Source organism: Vibrio sp. 16, from assembly GCF_963681195.1.
GTDB classification, from domain to species: domain Bacteria; phylum Pseudomonadota; class Gammaproteobacteria; order Enterobacterales; family Vibrionaceae; genus Vibrio; species Vibrio sinaloensis_D.
Map to the genome: position 1 here is coordinate 1379720 of NZ_OY808998.1, position 20248 is coordinate 1399967.

Below are 20248 nucleotides of genomic sequence, written 5' to 3' on the forward strand. Positions count from 1 at the left end.
TTTTATCATTAATCTGGCACACTGTCTGAAAATATACTTGAAAAAGTATGGGAAAAGGAATTTGTATGAAAGCAGGTGTTATGCAACTGCTGGGTAATTTAAAAAGTGGACTCACTTTTAGAAGTCGCGTTTTTATATTAATTTTTGGATTGATGATCGTACAACTAGCCATTGTGACGACCAATTTTCACCAAGGCTTATTAGATACTTTAGAGCATCAAGTCGGTACACGTGCATTAATTCAAGCGAAAGAAATCGCCAGTGATCCTGAATTAATTCAAGAAGTAAGAATTAAAAACGTTCCTGCAATAGAACGACTTATCGGTCGTTTACACAAAATATCAGATGCCAGCTTTATAGTGATTGGTGATGAAAAAGGCATTCGACTTTCCCACCCGGTGAAAGAGAATATTGGTTTGCCGATGCAAGGTGGCGATAACGCAGGTGTCCTTGAACGGGGTCAATCCTATATTTCACTTCGTGAAGGAAGCCTAGGTTACGGGGTGCGCGGTAAAGCGCCGATCGTTGATTTTGATGGCCAAATCATCGGCGTTATTTCTGTTGGATATTTGTTCAACCGCTTTGACCAATGGGTGGCGTTTTACGCAGAGCCTCTGCTGGTCGAACTTTTGATGATGCTAGTGATCACTGCTGTCGGCGCTTGGTACTTTTCAAACCACATTAAACAGAAAATGAATGGCATGGAGCCGTCTGAGATTGGCTTGGCGCTTCATTTGCAGAAGTCCATTTTAACTTCGGTGTACGAAGGGGTAATTGCGATTGACCGAAAAGGTAAGATCCTAGCGGTGAATAAAAGCGCAGCGGAAATTCTTCGTATTGAGTCTTATTTCGAACAATTAAAATCAAGCTCAATCTTAGAATATCTTTCAAACTCGCAGTTCTTTTTTCAAACGCCGTTTGAAAAAAATGTCAAAGACGAAATTATTGTTTTAAATGGCCAAACCGTCATCGCTAACCGAATCGCAATATACGATCAAGAAGATCTATTTGGTTGGGTGGTGAGTTTTCGCGCAAAGAATGATATTAATTCATTGGCGGCGGAGTTGACACAGATCAAGCAATATACTGACAACCTGCGGGTGATGCGACATGAACATGCGAATAAATTATCAACAATCAGTGGTTTAATAGAAATAGGAGAATATAACGCAGCATTAGAATTAATTAATAGTGAAAGTACAAGAAAACAACAACTCATCGATTTTATTAGCTCAAGAATTCTATTAAAACAAGTCGCGGGCATTTTACTGGGTAAATATGCCAGAGCTTGTGAATTAGGACTGGAGTTAAAATTCGATCCAACGTGCCAACTAACAAAACAAAATGCTTCAATAGAGCCAAATGAGCTGTCAGCTATCATAGGGAATTTGATTGATAATGCCTTTGAAGCCACGTTGAAAAATCCTGCTAGCGAAAAAGTTGTCAATGTTTTGATTACGGATGCGGGTAGCGATCTCGTTATCGAAGTCTCTGACAATGGGTGCGGTATCTCTGACGATATTGCTAGTACTATCTTTAGCCGCGGCGTGACCAGCAAAGATGATAGGGAGGGGCATGGCATCGGACTGTATTTGATCAATCGATACGTGACAAATGCAGGAGGTGTCATCCTGGTCGATGATGCTGAGCCTAAAGGAACGATATTTTCTATTTTTATTCCGATTAAAGGTACAGAAGCATGAATTTAATAGATGTCTTAATTATTGAAGATGAAGTTGGAATTGCGGAGCTGCATGCCCAGTTTTTTCGTCAAACATTGCGATTTAACCCGATAGGAATCGCCTCTGACCTCGCGATGGCGAGAACCATGATTCGCATTCACAAACCTAAGTTGATTATTCTAGATAATTACTTACCGGATGGTCGTGGAATTGATTTACTTCGTGAAATCATTGCAGACAAAAAGTCTCCGCAACCTGATGTGATCTTGGTGACGGCATCGAGCGAGATGGATACAGTGAAAGAAGCCTTACATTGCGGTTGTTTCGACTACCTTTTGAAACCTATCTCTTACGAAAGGCTGCAAGAAACGCTCAATCGTTATCTTAAATACAACTGTGCGATTAAAGCGTTCGACACCATCAGTCAGCGCCATGTCGACGACTTGTTCAACATGCAAGCGCGGGACAAAAGTTCCAGTCGATTGCCGAAAGGGATCGGCGAGCTCACCTTGGATAAAATTCATCAGGTGTTTAATGCCAACTGTGGGATGAAATTTACCGCAGAGACATTAGGTGAAGCTGTGGGGATCAGTAAAACCACGGCACGACGTTATCTTGAGTACTGTTCAGCGAGCGGATTTCTCTCGGTTGAAAACGAACATGGTCGAGTTGGCCGTCCTGAGCGGGTTTATATTCGCAATTAATTACTCATCTAGCCAATAAGACAACGCCTTACTCTTTCGAGGGTAAGGCGTTTTAATTTTAGCAGCCAATCAATTAAGTTCATTGAAACCATAAGTCAACTTTACCCTATGGTGAAATTTGAGCGCAGTCCATCAATATCCTTACTGGTTCACTGACAATAGACCCATGCAGACAGTGACCTCACTGCCCGCAATGTCTGTTCTAATCCAAACCTATCCTAAGGATCCATTATGGAAATACTTCAGCGCTCATATGCTGGGACTTTGGAATCAAGCGATGTGCTTGTCGAAGTTTCGCCCGCGTCGAGTTGTTCTATTGATGTGGAAATCATCAGCTCTGTAGAGAAGCAATTTGAGCCCGCTATACGCAATGTGATCATGTCTACTCTCGAGGAAATGGGAGTCAGTGCCGTTCGTCTTAGTGTCAATGACAAGGGCGCGCTTGATTGTGTTATTCGAGCCCGTGTCCAAGCGGCAATTATGCGTGCGGCAAAAGGCAATCACTGTCACCAACTTGTGTGGGGGGCAATATGAGCGAAACACTAAGACGCAGCATGCTGTTTGTTCCGGGATCAAATGCCGCCATGTTAAGTACCTCGTTTATTTATGATGCCGACGCCATCATGTTTGATCTCGAGGATTCGGTATCACTGCGAGAAAAAGACACGGCGCGAATGCTGGTCTACAACGCACTACAGCATCCACTTTATCAGAACATTGAAACCGTCGTTCGTGTCAATGCACTGGATTCAGATTTTGGACCCGCCGATGTCATGGCGATGGTGAAAGCGGGTGTCGACGTTATCCGTTTGCCAAAAACAGACACGTTGCAAGATGTCATCGACATGGAAATGGTGATTGAACAAGCCGAGGTGGAGTTTGGTCGCGAGTTGGGCGCTACCAAAATGCTCGCCGCAATTGAATCGGCAATGGGCATCAACAACGCCGTGTCTATCGCCCATGCTTCCAAACGGCTCATCGGCATTGCCCTGGGTGCAGAAGATTACGTTCGAGACTTGAGAACCCAGCGTAGCGCCGAAGGCACCGAGCTGCTGTTTGCGCGCTGTGCGATTTTGCAAGCGGCTCGCTCTGCGGGAATCATGGCGTTTGATACGGTCTATTCCGATTCCGGGAATGAGGCAGGTTTCCTCAAAGAAGCGCGGCACATCCATAGTTTGGGCTTTGACGGCAAGTCGCTGATTAACCCTCGTCAGATTGAGTTACTTCACAATGTGTTTGCCCCGTCAGAAGAGGAGGTGGACTACGCACTCGCGGTGATAGAAGTCGCGGCTGAAGCAGAGAGCAAAGGGTCGGGTGTGGTGTCGCTCAACGGCAAAATGATCGATGCGCCCATTATAGAGCGAGCTCGTTGGACACTTGAGCGCGCAAAGTCTGGAATCAAACGGTAAGGCAGTACGTAAGATGAAACACAACAACCTTGATATATCAGAGCGCTACCATTTGCAGCCGTATGCAGGTCCACACACCATTACGCCTCACTTGGTTCATAGTACCAACCGCAAAGCGCGCAAACTGTACGATGATTTAAAAACCGCCATTGAAGCGAGTGGCCTACAAGATGGTATGACAGTCTCATTTCACCACTCTTTTCGTGGCGGTGATAAAACCATCAACTTGGTGATGGACTTAATCGCGGAAATGGGGCTAAAAAACCTCACGCTTGCGTCCAGTTCTTTGTCGGATGTTCACGCACCATTGGTTGAGCATATTCGCTCTGGTGTGGTCAGCAAAATTTATACATCAGGGCTACGCGGTGAACTGGCGGAAGAGATTTCACGCGGCTTGATGGAAGAGCCCATTCATATCCATTCTCATGGCGGGCGAGTGCATTTGGTTGAGTCCGGCGAAGTGGAGATTGATGTCGCCTTTCTGGCGGTCTCGACCAGTGATGAGTTTGGCAATGCGAACGCGGTCAATGGGCGAGCGCGATGTGGCTCATTGGGTTACGCGCAAATCGATGCTCTACATGCGAAGCACACCATTCTTTTGACCGAGCAGATCGTCGACTACCCAAATCAACCTGCGTCTATTCCCCAAGATTGCGTAGATGCGATTGTGCAAGTGAGCAGCGTGGGTGACGCGTCGAAAATTGGCGGTGGGGCAACACGTATGACCAATAATCCCCGTGAGTTGTTGATCGCGCGCCGCGCCGCTGAGGTTATCGAGTATTCCGGTTATTTTTACGATGGATTTTCGATGCAAACGGGTTCCGGTGGTGCTTCGCTGGCGGTAACTCGTTTCCTTGAAGAGAAAATGCAGCGCAACAAAATCAAAGCCAGTTTTGCACTTGGCGGTATTACGTCAACGATGGTCGATTTGCATGAAAAAGGCTTTATCGAAACCTTGCTCGATGTGCAGTCCTTTGATGCAAATGCGGCTGATTCGTTAGCCCGAAATGCTCGCCACATTGAAATCTCGGCTAACCAGTATGCGAACCCTTCATCTAAAGGTGCCGCTGTTGAAAAGCTGGATGTGGTGATTCTAAGTGCGCTTGAAATTGATACCGAGTTCAACGTAAACGTGATTACCGGTTCCGATGGGGTGATTCGCGGCGCTTCGGGTGGTCATAGTGATACTGCGGCTTCGGCAAACCTAACAATCATTGTTGCTCCACTTGTCCGAGGTCGCATTCCTACCGTCGTCAATTCTGTTCTCAATATTGTCACGCCAGGCAGTCAAATTGATGTACTCGTGACGGATCATGGTATCGCCGTAAATCCAAATCGAACCGAAGTGGCACAGCGGTTAGAGAAAGAAGGCGTGCCCTTGGTGACGATCGACCAGCTTCAACAGCGTGCCCAACTGCTCACGGGAGAGCCGCGACCGATTCGATATACCGATAAGGTCGTGGGGATCGTCCGCTATCGAGATGGCTCAGTCATTGACGTGATTAAACAAGTCAAGGAATAGCTTGTGTATGACGGTCCAATTGCCAGTTTAGAGCAGATACTGGAAAGCAGGGAGCTTCGGGCTGTAAAACAGCGAGAGTGGGTCAACGCCCACTCTTTGCCACTCGTAAGTTTCACCATCAACATGGTGGGGGCAGTTAAGAAAAACTTTATCGCCAAAGTGGCTTTTGAGCATGGCTATAAAGCGATCATCAACGCCTGTATGAAAGCAAACATGGCGACGTTAAAACTGGACGTGATCGAAGCCGATACGGGTTATGAACTCCTGATGATCGTCGATACTGCCGACATTCTTCTGCTCAAACAAACGATGGTCTCTATTGAAGAAACACACCGACTGGGGCGTTTATTTGATATCGATGTGATTCGCACTGACGCTCGGCCAATATCACGAACGGTTATCAAACACCCAAAGCGACGCTGCCTCGTTTGTGATCAAGAGGCGAAAGCCTGTATTCGCCAGCAAGCGCATTCCCCTCAGCAGCTAATCAGAAAAATGACGGAGTTAATCAATGCATGCCAATAAAACACTAGAATGGCTGATGGACGATTGCAGCCTATACGAGCCTGATGTCACTGGACGATCGCGACTCAATATCTGCGTCTTAGCGGGCAACCTTGCTTACCATGCGATGATGTTAGAAGTTCACTTAACACCCAAGCCCGGGTTGGTGGATTGCGCTAACTCCGGGGCGCACAGTGACATGGATCTTAAGACGTTTGTTGCCAGTTGCGATGCACTTCGCCCCTACATGAAAGAGTTTGTCCGAGCAGGGTACCAATCGGCGTCGCTACACGCTCGCGATCTCCTTGAGCCGCTGCGCAGAGTGGGGTTAAGCGCTGAAATGGCAATGAATCATGCGACCCAAGGTGTGAATACTCATAAAGGTATGATTTTTACCTTGGGTGTCATTTGTGGTGCGGTCGGTTGGCTTCATCGCAAAGGCATCAGTTACGATTCAAAACGGGTTCGCGCCGTTATCAAAGAGTGCTGCTCTGGATTGGTTCAAGAGCAACTAAGGATGATGTCAGGCGAGCCTAAAACCGCGGGTGAGCGTTTGTTTATTCAATATGGCTTCACTGGCATTCGCGGCGAAGCGCAGCAAGGCTATCCGACCATCTTTAATCACGGGTTGCCCGCCTATCATCACTCAATCAATCGCGGTGAGTCGGAAGAGAAAGCACTCAGCATCGCGTTGCTGGCTTTGATGGCAAACAATCAAGATACCAATGTGGTTAACCGTGCAGGGCTGCCGGGGCTTAAATTTGTCAAAGCGCAAGCCAAGCAGATTCTCGCCTCTCCGATAACCACACACCAAGAGCTGGAAAGTCATCTTCAATCACTGGATGAACGCTTCATCAAACGCAACATTAGCCCCGGAGGCAGTGCCGATCTATTGGCCGCCACTTGGCTTTTGGCACAGTTGGACATTTGTTCGCAAGTGCTGATCAACAAGCAACTCACATAACTCTAAAATAACTAAGGTAAAGTCATGTTAAGTCTCGGAATTATTGGAAACTTTTCCGGTCACCTAAGCGGAGCTGAAAACGTTGAAGAAAATGCATTACCAAATGGCATTTTTGTCATCGACTGCTCGCAAGATCATACGATTACGTCAGGGCCTTCGCTCTCATACCCAACTCAGGGCAGTAACGTCGACATAGAACCCGAGTTTGTCCTGCGTTGTCAGGTGGAATATCAAGACCAAAAAGTCCACTCCCTGATGACCACCCACATCTCCATCGGCAACGATGTGACCATTCGAAATCTTGCTGGAAGTACGAAAATTTCACAGCGAAAGTCATGGGGGAAACACTCAAAAGGCATCAACCGTCATTGGTGGAATGTATCGCGGTTGTCACCGGCAAACTACGATGAAAACATTAAACTGGTCTCCTATATTGAGCGTAACGGAGAATTTCACTTGGCAACCCCGTCGGTAAGTTGTACCGAACTTAAGGTTTTTTACTGTCACTTAATGGCTTGGATGGTGGGAAGAATTAATCACCAAGCTGACGAAGGAATGTACGAAGAAATCTTGCCTAAGCTCAGGGCGCTTGGCTACCCCAAAGAGCTGATCCTTTATACTGGCGCGCCAAACTACACAGAGTGGGGAGAAGCGCACTTTTTAGAGCCCAACGATAAAGTCCACATTGCAGCATATAACGCACGGTTGATCGATGAAGCCATCGTTGAGGAGATGTTTCGTCGTGAGCAACTGATGAACTCTGGCGCAATCCTATCATTTACTCAAATCGTGAGATAAAAAAAGAGCAATGACAAAAACGTGGTCATTGCTCGAGTTCCAACAAAATCCCTACAAATCCTATAAACTTAGCTCTGTTGGAACGATACTGGCACCATCATCAATCTCAATTTGGCTGACGAAGCTATTGCTGTGTTCCGCACACAGTGGCACAACAAACAGCGCCCTTTGGCAGAAAGAGGATTGAGTAACTAGAACCCCATGTTGATGCTGTTTTGTGCAGTTTCTCTCTGCGCAGTAATGGTAATCTTGTTCAGAAAAGTGTTTCCAATAGCTCAGCCAATTTTGTTTTGATTCTTCACTGAGCTTATCGCTGAATGCATTCGTTACTATCATGTCGCTACCTCGCTGTTTAGCTTTAACTACATAGTAAATCTGTGGTGGTAGCAGAGTTTTGAATTAACCCTCATGTTGTTGAGGGAATAATGTCGTTATTGGCACAAATGAACTTAATTCTGTTTAAAAGTAGGCGTATGTGGGAAATGCAGTCACTTTGACCGACGCTAGCTCAAAGCGGTAAGGATTCATGCAAAAGTTTATTTTATTGTTTTACAAATGTTTAACATTGATAACCAAAAAGCTATAGTTAGGGAGCCATTAAACTAGGAGTTATTAGGATGAAACTCTCGATATCAGGGAAGCTACAGTTCAGTTTTCTGTCGCTTGCAGTACTTTTTATCGTTTCAGCGCTTTTTATTTACCGCAGTATTAACACGGTAGAGTTGCACACCGAGTCGTTGCTCAAGTCCGATTTACCCACCGTCGATACGGGGCGTTCAATTCAGCAGTCATTGCAAGCCACCATTTCAACACTACGTGCCTACATGTTGCTCGGCGGTGATGAAGCGCTTGGTGAGCAACAAAAAACACAGCTAGATGCCGTCATCATAGAGGTGGAAGAGAGTCTGCCTAAACTTGAAGTTTTGCTCGAAGAGCAAGCCTATCAACAGATTCAGGTACGTTGGCAAACACTCAAGCAACTGGTGTTAGAGATAGTAGATCTCAGCCATTCTGATGAGAACTTACCTGCGCATTCCCTGTTTTTAAATGAAGCCGCCCCAATTGCTGAAGTGGCATTGGATCAAATCCAAGGCTTAATCAACGACGAGGCGGGGAATAAAGAAGGCGGAGATAGAAAGCGCTTGTTTCGTCTTTACGCCGACAGCTATACCTCACTTGCCAATGCGCTTTCATCAATGCGTGACTTCCTCCAATATGGCAAGCCGGAACATTTAGAAAAGTATCAAGATCTTCTCAAATCTCACGACAAGTTTGTGGCAGAAATTGATTCCAAGAAAGCGTTGTTATCTGACAGTGATTTAAGTTTGTGGTCACTGTTTAAAGAAATGCAGCAGCTTTACCTGCCGATAGCCCAGCAAGTGATAGAGTTACGAAAAGCGCCAAACTGGAATATGGCGAATCAGAAAATGGCTGCGGAGCTGATTCCCGCAGTCGAGGGTTTAAATGGCTCGCTAGAAGCCTTGATCGTGCGCCAGCAAAATCAAGCCGATTCTAGTGGCGCTGGAATCTTTAGTTCGGTGTCAGCTGTGGTTCAGCTGTTGTTTGGATCGGCTGTGGTGATTGTGCTGGTGGCATTAACCGTCTCAACGTACATGGGTAAGAGCATTGGGCGACGTGTCGCCATTGTGTCGCAGCGTGCTCAAGCGATTGCCAAGGGGGATGTCTCTCAAGCGAAACTTGCGGTGGATGGCAATGATGAGTTATCAAGCCTGACTCGCTCTATTAACCAGATGAACGATGCGCTCTCAAACATTGTTCGTGGAGTGACCAACAAAGCCCAAATCGTGACGGAAAGCATGACAACGCTTCAAGAAGCGAACAGCAACACTTCTGCACAAGTTGAGCAGCAGATGTCGACTATGTCACTTGTGAATGAGCAAGTGTCAGACGTCAGTCATTCGGCGGCAGATACGGCCAACCATGCTAAGTTGTCGGTCGATAACTTGTCTGAGTCGAAAAGCCAAATTGCGGTCGGATCGCGAGCGCTTGAGCAAAACAGACAAACGGTAACGGCTTTGCATCAAACGATCGAGAAAGCGAGTGTGCAAGTGGCCGAACTGAGCAAAGAGAGTGAGGCGATTGGTCGCGTGACAGAAGTTATCGAAGGGCTTGCTGAGCAAACTAATCTGCTCGCGTTAAACGCCGCCATTGAAGCGGCGCGTGCAGGCGAGTATGGACGAGGTTTCGCGGTCGTTGCTGATGAAGTCCGCTTACTTGCAACACGAACGACGGAATCAACCACGGAAATCAATAACATTGTTCATGCGATTCAATCGTCTACCGCGGCAGTAGTAAGCGAAATCGACAGCAGCAAAGTGCTAGCAGAGGATGGCGCATCGCATACCGAGCAAGCCTACGGCATGTTAAATGCGACCACAGAGAAAATCGAGCAGTTGAACGAACAGATGAACGACTTGCTTCATTCTGCTGAAATGCAATCGAAAGCAACGCAAGAAATTCACTCATTGATGTCGCAAGTGAATCAATCCGTAGAAGGCGTTGCCAATATTTCCAGTTCATCAAATCAGGTCTCACAGCAAGTGACTGAGCAAGTAAGAGAATTGAATCAGGAAATGGCGCAATTCAAAATTGCCTAATCCCAGTAAGTACGAAAGCCGAACACCGAAACTTTGATGGAGTTCGGCTTTTTGATACTTGCTCATAAATTAGACGGTTAGGATTCGTCTCGCATGAAATAAGTCACAAAATAAATATGGTTATTATTGCATTCTAACCACTCTATCGCCCACATGGAGTGCTTATGCATAGAGTCATCCGAAAAATGACCTGGAAGACGACACGGCGGTAATCCCGCCAAACTCCAACGCAGTTCGTGACCTTATCGGTTATTCCACCACGTTACTTTGCTAGGAGGCTCTATGCCTATCAATAAGATTCGCAACATCGCTTTTGTCGGCCAAGCAGGCTGTGGCAAAACGACACTGATTGAAAAACTACTCTTCGCTTGCCAAGAAACTACCCAATTGGGCAGTGTTGAAAAAGGCGACACGGTTACCGATTTCGATCCTCAATCCATCCAATACCAACACAGTATCGAGGCAACACCCGTTGCATTAAGTTGGCAAAAGCATCGACTCAATATCATTGACACTCCGGGACAAAACGAGCTCTTGGGTCGAACATTGAGTATATTCCCCGCCGTTGAAACCAGCGCATTGGTTATTGATCCGAAAATGCCCCTTAATCAAACCTCTGACCGCTTGTTTGAGTTCGCGTGTGAACAGGGAAAATGCCAGATGATCATCGTCAACAAGATAGACAGTGCCGAGGGTGAACTGTCTCAGATCATGGCGTTGATTCAACAACAGTTTGGTGAGCATTGCCTGCCGATCAATTTACCTTCACAAGATTCGAACGATGTGGTGGATTGTTACTTTGCGCCTCAGACTGACCAACTTACCTTGTTTAGTGATGTAGAATCCGCCCACGAGACGTTAATCGACCAAGTGATTGAAGTCGACGAAGACTTGATGGAAATCTACCTTGAGCAAGGATCTGCACTTACTCCAGAGCAGCTCCATGATCCATTTGAAGAGGCGCTGCGAACAGGTCATGTGATACCGGTGTGTTTTGTTTCCGCTGAGTCGGGGGCTGGAGTCGAGTTGTTGCTGCAAACCTTAAGCGAAATCATGCCGATGCCCAATGAGGGTAATCCTCCATTGCTTGAGAAAGCGGGTAAGCAGATCAAAGTGAACTGTGAAACGCTAGAACACAGTGTCGCGCATGTTTACAAGGTAAGTGTCGACCCGTACTTGGGCAAACTGGCGTATATTCGAGTGTACCAAGGGGAAATTAACACTGGTTCTCAACTTTTCATTGGCGATGGCAATAAACCGTTTAAAGTCGGTCACTTGTATCAGCTTCAAGGAAAAGAACGCCACGAAATATCCAAAGCGCTCGCTGGAGACTTATGTGTCTTAGCCAAGGTGGATGAGTTGGAGTTTGATTCTATCGTGCATGACTCCCATGACGAAGATGGCGTCAGTTTGAAAACCCTCCACCTCCCAGATTCAATGTACTCACTGTGCCTAAAACCTATCAAGCGTGGCGACGAACAAAAGTTGTCTGATGTTTTACACAAGATTGCCAGTGAAGACCCTTCTCTGCGTATTGAACATCGCGCGAGAACAAACGAAACGATCATCAGCGGACAAGGGGAATTTCATCTTAAGGTGGCGCTAGAGAAGATGGTCAGCGTTTACAAGCTGCACGTTGAAACAAGCCAACCGAGTGTCGAATACTTTGAGACGATCACCAAACCAGCGGAAGGGCATTATCGCCACAAAAAACAAAGTGGCGGCGCGGGTCAGTTTGGGGAAGTGAAATTGACCGTTGCACCATTAGAACGAGGTGCGGGATTTAAGTTTGTCAACAAAGTGGTGGGTGGTGCTATACCAACGGCGTTGATTCCTGCGGTCGAGAAGGGGATTCGCCAGGCTCTCGAAGAAGGTGCGATATCTGGCAACCCGATCAAAGATATTGAAGTGACGGTCTTTGATGGCAAATACCATTCGGTCGATTCTAAAGAGATCGCGTTCTTAATTGCGGGCAAAAAAGCGTTTCTTGATGCTGTGTTAAAAGCCGATCCCATCGTGTTAGAGCCGATTGTCCAGATGGAGCTGCTCATTCCGACGGCGAATGTCGGCGATGTTTCGGGTGATTTATCAGGGAATCGTGGCTTGATAGAAGGCGCAGATTCCGCAGGTAACCAATTCACACTGCTTAAAGCAAAATCGCCAATCAACGAGTTACAAGATTACGCGAGACGTTTGAGAGCCTTAACGGGAGGTGAGGGGAGTTTCAGTATGACGCTTAGCCATTATGAGCCAGCACCGACGTCGGTGCAGGATAAAGTGTGCAGTGAAGCATCAGACGCTTAACTGCTCTTCGGGCTAAAAAGCAAAAACCAGCTAACATGTTAGCTGGTTTTTTTATTCAATCTTATCGCTCTCTGCGGGCTTACTCAGCAGGTCTCCAGCTAAGCGCACTTGCGATAGCGCCAACGGCCAACACATCGCGCTGCTCTTGAGTCATTTCAGGTAACCACTGTACCGTTAGAACACCGTTTGTTTGAACGGCTGCGACTTCTTTGCCGTTAAGTTTGAAGCTGTAACCTAGTGGGTTTTCAAGAGGCATCATTAGGTTAGGAGCAGTATGAACCGTCTCTACATCGAAACGTTTACCGTTAACAACGATGTGACCTTTCTCTTTTTTCGCCGTACCGAAATCGATCATCTTCTCTTCGCCTGCAATGGTGAAGTTGCCCACAGATTGACCTTTCGACGTAATGTCACATGTGTAAGGAGCGTTGCCACCAAATTGCATCATGCCTACGCTAACGGAAGTGCCACCGCCAGAGCAGCTCAGAATCCAAGATTCACCGTTATCTTTACGGGTGATTTCTGCACCCATTGAGCCATCTTTAGTCGACACTGTGTTAAACCAAGTCGATGATGAAGCATCACGAGAGTATTTACCTTCGTATAGACCGCCGAGTGTAAACTCACCGTCGCCACCAAGGCCCCAAAGGTCACCGTCTGTTTTAATTAGCATCTCAGGTTGAGCTTTCACTGCTTCAGACTTGTCCATAATGGCAAGGCTACCACATGCGCTAAGACCAAGAGCAGAAAGTAAAATCACGAATTGCTTTTTCATATTAGATTCCAATTAAGTGTTTGGGGCTGCTCCTGATAAGAGCAGTGACATTGATACCTATGAAGCCGTCGTTCATCTCAACACAAATGTGATGTCATTGGAGGCGGCTTATCTGGTGGGGAATAGTATTGACAGAAGAGATAATTGGCAATTATTCATCAGGATGCGTATTGGTCTAATTGTCGTGATTGTAAGTAACAAAAATGGTTTTATTACATCTCTATAACTAATTATCGACTGAATTTGATGGGTTTTGCGGTAGTTATTAACTATTTGCGACGAATCCTCTGGTTATCGCTCCTATTTAACGTGTTTAAATACGGTAAATCGGTTTATGTAAGTGTTTGTAAGGGGTTTAACCATCATTTGTAAGCAAATATTCGACAATTTACTGTCTCATTAGTAAGAATGGAAACCGTAAAAATAGAGTTACAGTACGAATAAACGGCCTCAATTAATCACAATGTAAACATACTGTTTTTCCTTTGTGTTCATATGTTTTGCTAATTGATCTGTTTTGGTGATGAGTGGTGTTTGTTTTATTAATTTAAATAATTAACCATCCATTTTAAAGGTTTGTCATGTTGTAAGCTGTTGCATTTACAAGTGATGTTGGTCGGGTTGTGTAAGGGATTCCTTACTTGAGATATTACTGGCGTCTATGGGTCGTTTTGATACGTCTATTGTTTGCTATATACTGCGCGCAAATGTCAATGTGGGAGTATAGGTAGATGAATTCAAAGATTTTATTGATCGAGGATGATAGGGATATCTCTCAACTGACCAAAATGTACTTAACAGCAGAAGGTTACGAAGTCGAAGCGATAGAGGATGGTTCAATAGCGATTGATAAAATCCAAGAATATAAGCCAGATCTCGTGCTTTTGGATTTGATGTTGCCGGGTAAGTCGGGAGCCGAAATCTGCAATGAGGCTCGTCAGTTTTATACGGGCATGATCATGGTGTTAACGGCAGCAGAAGACGAAATGAGCGAAGTCAGTCTGTTTAAGTTCGGTGCCGATGACTATGTGACCAAGCCGGTAAGAGGTCATATTTTAGTGGCGCGAATCGAAGCTTTGATGAGGCGCTATCAAAGGCAGCAGAAATTAGAGCAAGTTAGTCACGTTTCAGATGCTCACGGCATTGTCATTAACAGTCAAAACCAAACCGCTTATTACAACCAAAAACCAATCAGCCTCACCAACTCTGAATTTGAAATCCTCCAACTCTTGATCGAAAACGCTGGCGAAACTGTCTCTCGCGAACATTGCTGTCGCCTTGCGCGAGGAATTGAGTACAACGTAAATAACCGCTCGATTGATATGCGAGTATCAGGTTTACGTAAGAAGCTGATTCAAGCCGAAGTGTTCACTGCTACGATCAAAACTATTCGCAACCAAGGCTATAAACTCGTGAGTAGCGCTGCATGCCAGTAGTTGCAAAAATGGCAAGGTCACGCTCTATGTTTACAAGTTTGTACACAGAGAGCTTGGTTGGGTTAGTGTTAACCTTTATTGTATTTATGCATTTTGGGGCTGGATATTTACGTCAGGCAGATATTGATCTTTTTGTCGATGATGGGGTGCACCAAGCTCAGCGTTATGCAAACAGTCGTTACGAGCGACACGGGTTATATGAGCGCCTAAATCGCTTTAATGAACTCACGTTTTACGACTATACCTTGTCACTTCTTTCCAACTGGAACGAAGAGCAATCACTGTGTGACCGATGTACCATCCATTACAGCTCACAAGGCATCAAGGTCTACATTGATGAGTATGACCTGTTTCTCACCGCGCTACCCATTCCTAACTCTGATAAACATCTTGTGATCAGGCAGATTGACGATCCTTATGTCGATGCCATTCCTTGGTACGAAGATCGTGAAATTCACTTTATTGTTGCCCTTTTTGTCACGATGAGCGTCGCTCTAGGGTTGTTTATCTATTTACCGGTGTACCGTGTGAATGCTCGCCTCAATCAACTGATCGAAACACAAGAGCGTTTTGGTCGTGGCGAACTAAGCGTACGCTCAGAGCCCTATCAAATGTCACCGGTTAAAGAGGTGTCAGAAAGCTTCAATGAAATGGCTGAAGACATAGAGCGACGCGTAAAACAAAGTCATGTCTTTGCCCACGCGATCCCTCATGAGTTGCGAACCCCTTTAAGCAGAATCCAAATGGCCTGCGATTTAGCGAGGAGAAAAGATTGCCAAAATCGCGATCAACTGTTCGACAACATTGACGATTACATTGAGGATATTGCGGATCTCACGTCCGATATTTTGCAGCTTTCAAAATTGAACAATCGGGTAGGTCTTAAGGATCAAACCGAAATTATTGCGATCTCTCTAAAGCAGTTTTGTCGAGACCGACTTAGCATGATCGCTGGCTGTGAAACCCGGCTACATCTCGACCCGGATATGCTCTTCGATGAGGTGTCGCTCCCTACGGCACTGGCCAAGTTGGTGTTGGATAATTTAATCAAGAATGCAGAGCGATATGGTAATGGTATTGTGGAAGTATCACTGCATGAGTACCCCACATGTTGGACTATTGATGTTGAGGACAATGGCCAAGGAATCCCAGAAGATAAACGGGAAGAGATATTTTTGGCGTTTGCCCGCTTAGATAAAAGTAGGAATGCCAATGATGGTGGTTTTGGTCTGGGACTTGCCATCGCCAATAACGCTGCAAGGATCTTAAACTGGACGATTTCTGTCGACCAAAGTCACTTAGGTGGTGCTCGATTTACCATTATTGTCCCAAAAGAAAGCAAGCCAGTTTGACCTCTTAGAATCAGACTTATTCCAAGCTCTTTAGCGAATCATCTTGTTATTTCATCACCTTCGCGCTGAACTATTTCTTTCGGCGCGAGAGTTTATTTCACTCGCCTGTGATTAGTATTTAATAGTGAGTTATCGAACCTAAACCTTATCAATAAATTAAACGTAATAGTTTAATGACTAGCAAAAAAGGCTTCCTATTTTTCCCATTAGTTCCATCGTTTATAAGCCAATTTGTAATGCCTTGTAAGGGGGAGGGACTTATTATTGATTCAACGTAATTGAATGTAAGCAACGCTATTAACTGATGAACTAATTCTAATGAATCTTTGTCATACTGCCGAACTTATTAAGTAGGGATATAACAATGAAAATGAAATTGGCTCTGTTAAGCGTTGCTATTTTGGTTGGGTGTAATAATGGTGGCGGGAATTCCAAACCAACTAAACACAATGCAAAAAAATCGGTGTTTCAATCTGTGTGTAGCGAACAACTCGACCCAGGTGAACAAGCGTTAACATTCACGGTCAATGGGACAACCGCAGATTTATCCGGGACGATATGTAGTGGTTCTCCGAAAGCTTTTGCTGAAATGATGAATACCCACAAAAATGTATCGCTTCTCAACTTTGTCAAAATTGAAGGTTCGATTAACGACAACGCAAACTTAATTTTGGCAAGGCAGGTGAGAGCGAAGAACTTAGATTCTGTCATCAAATCATCGGGTCATATTGCGTCGGGCGGGACGGATTTGTTTGTCGCTGGCGTCAAGCGCACCATCGTTCATGGTGCAAAGATTGGCGTGCACAGTTGGTCTAACGGAGACAAACAAGCAACGGACTATCCAAAGGATTCGTTAGTGCACCAACCCTACATCGACTATTACAAAGATATGGGGTTACCAAAACCAAGTGAATTTTATTTTTTCACTATTGAACAAGCCTCAGCAGACGGTATGCACTACATGAGCGAGGGAGAGTTAGAACTCTATGGGCTTGGCAAATACAATAAAGATCCGGAAACAGCATTGACGGATAACATTGATAAAATCATGCTCTCTCAAATTAGTAAGGCGACACAAATATTAAAGTCTGAGAAAGTTTGGTTCGATTATGGAAATTACTACGCGAATACGCCACTGTATATGTTGAAAGATGATGGGAAAGGTAATTCGCAAAAAGCATATTTAATTAGACCGACCAAAGCCGGGGAAGATTATCAAAAGTTAGGACACAATGAAAACTTCGGATTAGACGTCTATCGATACGATACAAATATGCATCTTGCCGCTGATAAACTCAAGCCGGAAAATGGAGGAAATACAGCTTACGAATTTGATTACGAGTTTGAAGGTGTTAAATATTATCTTCAACGTTACATCGATAGTGAATTTATACACGATGGCGAAACCAAGCCTTATTCAATTGCGTTAAATGTACATGAGATGTTCCATCATTATCAAAGTAAAAACGTGAAATATCCTGACTGGTATAAACAAGATATAAACAACTATCCGTTAGATGCAAAACAAATCGAACTCAAGCTGATTACTCAGAAAATTTTCAGTGGTTTACCTGACAAGTCATTGAGTAAAGAGGCGCTGAGAAAGAAACTTAAGCAATACGTCGCGTTAACGCATAAGCAAATGGAGCTTGATTCGACTGGTCTTGTGAGAAACATGGGGCTAGGTCAGGAGTTGTTTGAAGGGGGAGCAAAGTACGTTGAAGTAACAACCGTCAATCATCTCGGGGATTTTGACCAGACCTTCGTCTATGATGGATTCGATAAAATTGAGTTTGCTGACCATGATCAGGTCAAATGGCAGTACGCATGGGGAGTATTCTACGACACGGGCGCATCGGTCTTCTGGATTTTGAATGAGCTAGGCTACGATATGAGTAAGCTGTCGACGGGAACGGTTCCTTACTATGCAGCAGAGGCATTATTGGGTTCGTTTGATAAACAAGCGGTGTTAGATGATATCTACGTGAATGAAAACGTGTCTGGCTTTGCCGCGTTGGCAAACAAATTGGCCAACTTACCCAAAAAAGAGAAGCGTTCAGCTCGCCATAGCGAACATGACACTTTCTCTACTCGTGAGGCGATGATGAGTCTTCACCACCACTAATTTGAGACGAAAAAGACGCTACCTGGTAGCGTCTTTTTTCATGATGTTGCCAAATAAAGTATGGCTGCCTATCAATCATTCTCTTGTTCGATAGGGCAAGAAACCTCAAACACCAAATCTTCGACTTTGCTCGGAGCTAACCTTTCTTCTTGTGGAATACTGAAGCGGCAAGCCATCATGTGATTGAACATGCCCCAATGGTTAAGTAAGCATTGGTCAAAATCTTTGGTTTCGTCTCGCCATGTTTCTACCATGAAAGGCGCAAGGCTTGCAGCTGAATGGGCAAACATGATCATCTGCCATTTCACTTCCCAAATCTTCACGGGTGTCTCTGGGTACTGTTCATTGTACTCGTCAGCAATACTGTTCACTAATGCCTCAATCTCGCCAGTATTGTCGATAAAATAATCAAACAAGGCGTCTTCTTGGCGTACCGCATCGGCAATGAGCTGAATGGGTTGCTTAGCAATCAGCATGTGAGCAAGTAACCGTACCGAAAAAAGATACAGCTTTACATTCGCTTTTGCGTCTTTGGGAATGTTATCGAGAATGGTATGCAGATAGTTTTCCATATATTTGTGCAAACCATCGCTTATCGCATACCAAATCTGCTCTTTGCTACCAAAGTGGTGACGAATCAAGCTGTGTGACACGCCTGCTTTATCACTGATATTTCGTAAAGAGACACGCTCATACCCCAGCTCGCAAAACAGCTCGGTAGCAACTCTCATGATTTCGCATTTTGTCTTCTCAGCGTCTTGTGCGCTACGGCGACCTTGTTTTCTTTCTACCATTTTCTCTATCAATCACTTGGGACGCGGTATTTCTACCAGAAATGGGCCGATATTTCATTAACTACGTGAGTGTTAATAGGAGCATAACAGAAATTTTTACTGCACACATGGAAAATAAATATTGAACTCAGTGATGAATTCAATATACTGCACACCTGTGCAATATGTAATTATGGGATTGGATATGATCATAAAATCGATAAATCGAAGGCAAGCAAAGCATTGGTTTGCCTCGTTATTATTAGGCTCAATGCTGGTTGGTTGCAATCAAGCCAACTCTGAAATTGCCACACCGGTGATTACGCCAGTAAAGCTATGGCAAGTGCCTGAATTGAATGCGAGCGCACAGGATTCATTCATCGCAAAAATCGATGCGACCGACAGAGCGTCTTTGTCTTTCCAAGTGGCAGGGGAAATCGAATCTCTCAACGTGAAAATGGGAGCGAATGTCAGCAAAGGAGAAGTACTGGCTTTGCTTGAACCAAATGACTACCAATTGACGTTGGATGCCAAACGCGCAGAGTTTGAATTAGCCAAGACGGGGTTTGAACGCGCAAAACAGCTGTATAAGAAAAAGCTCATCAGTACCGACACTTATGACCAGTCGGAGACTCAGTACAAAGCTGCTCAGGCATCCCTAAAGCAAGCACAAGCTGATCTTAAATACACGAAGATTATTGCTCCGTTTGATGGCGTAATATCGATGACTTTCGCTAAAGAGCATCAAGTTGTAGCAGCTTCACAGCCAGTGCTCAATATCATCAATAACCAAGAGTTAGACATTGTGTTTACCGTGCCTGTTTCATACGTTGAAGAAAACGGCTTAGAGAATATTGAGTTTTCTCCGCTGACCGTCACGATGGATAGCCGCCCCGAGCTCCACGTCCCTGCTGTATTCAAAGAGATATCGACTCAACCCGATCCTGACACCAACAGCTATACCGCGACCGTGACAATGGAACGACCGAAAACGATGAATTTACTCCCAGGAATGGCCGCGCAAGTCCATGCGTCCCATTCGCGCCAATCGACAGGTCTAAGTATTGCTGACAGTGCGTGGCTGGCCCGAACTGATCAGACAGGTGAACTGTTCTTGTTCGATCAGGTGACGGAAACAATCAGCCGAGTTGATGTTCAGTTCGACTCAAATGGCAAGCTCGTGTCTGGTCTGTCTGCAGGTGACCTCATCATAGAGGCGGGTGTCGACCGTTTGGTTGAGGGACAAAGGGTAAAAGCATGGACGAAGGAAGGGGGAATTTAA

Annotated in this window: 17 protein-coding genes; 14 read left to right on the top strand and 3 right to left on the bottom strand. The window is 45.2% G+C overall.

Annotated features, from left to right (window positions below; translation table 11 throughout):
- Positions 1-65 precede the first annotated feature (65 nt).
- The 8 genes from U9J37_RS20400 to U9J37_RS20435 all read left to right on the top strand — a co-directional run bounded on the left by U9J37_RS20400 (position 66) and on the right by U9J37_RS20435 (position 7583).
- Entirely contained in the window at positions 66-1703 is a 1638-nt protein-coding gene (locus tag U9J37_RS20400) for an ATP-binding protein (protein WP_043887209.1), read from the top strand.
- A complete protein-coding gene (locus U9J37_RS20405) occupies positions 1700-2386 on the top strand; it encodes a response regulator (protein ID WP_005474544.1) in 687 nt (228 codons plus the stop codon). The genes U9J37_RS20400 and U9J37_RS20405 overlap by 4 nt, the downstream gene beginning before the upstream one ends.
- Before the next feature lie 231 nt (positions 2387-2617).
- Positions 2618-2920, top strand: coding sequence for a citrate lyase acyl carrier protein (citD, locus tag U9J37_RS20410; RefSeq protein ID WP_038136616.1), 303 nt, complete (start codon positions 2618-2620; stop codon positions 2918-2920).
- On the top strand, positions 2917-3795 hold the full coding sequence (citE, locus tag U9J37_RS20415; protein ID WP_005474575.1) for a citrate (pro-3S)-lyase subunit beta: 879 nt from the start codon (positions 2917-2919) through the stop codon (positions 3793-3795). The genes citD and citE overlap by 4 nt, the downstream gene beginning before the upstream one ends.
- Before the next feature lie 52 nt (positions 3796-3847).
- Positions 3848-5317, top strand: a complete 1470-nt coding sequence (gene citF, locus U9J37_RS20420) for a citrate lyase subunit alpha (RefSeq protein ID WP_416200462.1) — start codon at positions 3848-3850, stop codon at positions 5315-5317.
- Positions 5318-5320: 3 nt separating this feature from the next.
- Entirely contained in the window at positions 5321-5842 is a 522-nt protein-coding gene (citX, locus tag U9J37_RS20425; RefSeq protein WP_005474538.1) for a citrate lyase holo-[acyl-carrier protein] synthase, read from the top strand.
- A 16-nt stretch (positions 5843-5858) separates the two neighbouring features.
- The gene (gene citG, locus U9J37_RS20430) at positions 5859-6785 is read left to right on the top strand and encodes a triphosphoribosyl-dephospho-CoA synthase CitG (RefSeq protein WP_043887219.1); all 927 of its coding nucleotides are present in this window, start codon (positions 5859-5861) and stop codon (positions 6783-6785) included.
- Between the two features lie 24 nt (positions 6786-6809).
- Complete coding sequence (locus tag U9J37_RS20435; protein WP_005474558.1) at positions 6810-7583, top strand: DUF5718 family protein; 774 nt, start codon at positions 6810-6812, stop codon at positions 7581-7583.
- A 60-nt stretch (positions 7584-7643) separates the two neighbouring features.
- Here the strand turns inward: U9J37_RS20435 and U9J37_RS20440 are convergent, their stop codons facing one another.
- Entirely contained in the window at positions 7644-7919 is a 276-nt protein-coding gene (locus U9J37_RS20440) for a hypothetical protein (protein WP_005474527.1), read from the bottom strand.
- Positions 7920-8200: 281 nt separating this feature from the next.
- On the opposite strand from U9J37_RS20440, the gene U9J37_RS20445 reads away from it, so the two are divergent.
- Together U9J37_RS20445 and fusA are read left to right on the top strand one after the other, a co-directional pair.
- On the top strand, positions 8201-10201 hold the full coding sequence (locus U9J37_RS20445; RefSeq protein ID WP_005474586.1) for a HAMP domain-containing methyl-accepting chemotaxis protein: 2001 nt from the start codon (positions 8201-8203) through the stop codon (positions 10199-10201).
- A 282-nt stretch (positions 10202-10483) separates the two neighbouring features.
- The gene (gene fusA / locus U9J37_RS20450) at positions 10484-12505 is read left to right on the top strand and encodes an elongation factor G (RefSeq protein ID WP_005474589.1); all 2022 of its coding nucleotides are present in this window, start codon (positions 10484-10486) and stop codon (positions 12503-12505) included.
- A 79-nt stretch (positions 12506-12584) separates the two neighbouring features.
- Here fusA and U9J37_RS20455 read toward each other — a convergent pair whose 3' ends face one another.
- On the bottom strand, positions 12585-13280 hold the full coding sequence (locus tag U9J37_RS20455) for a VV20781 family protein (RefSeq protein WP_005474567.1): 696 nt from the start codon (positions 13278-13280) through the stop codon (positions 12585-12587).
- Between the two features lie 731 nt (positions 13281-14011).
- On the opposite strand from U9J37_RS20455, the gene U9J37_RS20460 reads away from it, so the two are divergent.
- The 3 genes from U9J37_RS20460 (at position 14012) to U9J37_RS20470 (ending at position 18193) form a co-directional block, all read left to right on the top strand.
- Positions 14012-14716: a response regulator transcription factor gene (locus tag U9J37_RS20460; RefSeq protein ID WP_005474552.1), complete on the top strand. Its 705-nt coding sequence runs from the start codon at positions 14012-14014 to the stop codon at positions 14714-14716.
- Between the two features lie 26 nt (positions 14717-14742).
- Positions 14743-16068 carry a sensor histidine kinase gene (locus U9J37_RS20465; RefSeq protein WP_005474505.1) on the top strand — a complete coding sequence of 442 codons (1326 nt, stop codon included), beginning with the start codon at positions 14743-14745 and terminating at the stop codon, positions 16066-16068.
- 364 nt (positions 16069-16432) lie between these two features.
- A complete protein-coding gene (locus U9J37_RS20470; protein ID WP_005474522.1) occupies positions 16433-18193 on the top strand; it encodes a hypothetical protein in 1761 nt (586 codons plus the stop codon).
- A 71-nt stretch (positions 18194-18264) separates the two neighbouring features.
- On the opposite strand, the gene U9J37_RS20475 is transcribed toward U9J37_RS20470, so the two are convergent.
- Complete coding sequence (locus U9J37_RS20475) at positions 18265-18987, bottom strand: TetR/AcrR family transcriptional regulator (protein WP_005474588.1); 723 nt, start codon at positions 18985-18987, stop codon at positions 18265-18267.
- 184 nt (positions 18988-19171) lie between these two features.
- Between U9J37_RS20475 and U9J37_RS20480 the strand changes: the two genes are divergently transcribed.
- Entirely contained in the window at positions 19172-20248 is a 1077-nt protein-coding gene (locus U9J37_RS20480) for an efflux RND transporter periplasmic adaptor subunit (protein WP_052297972.1), read from the top strand.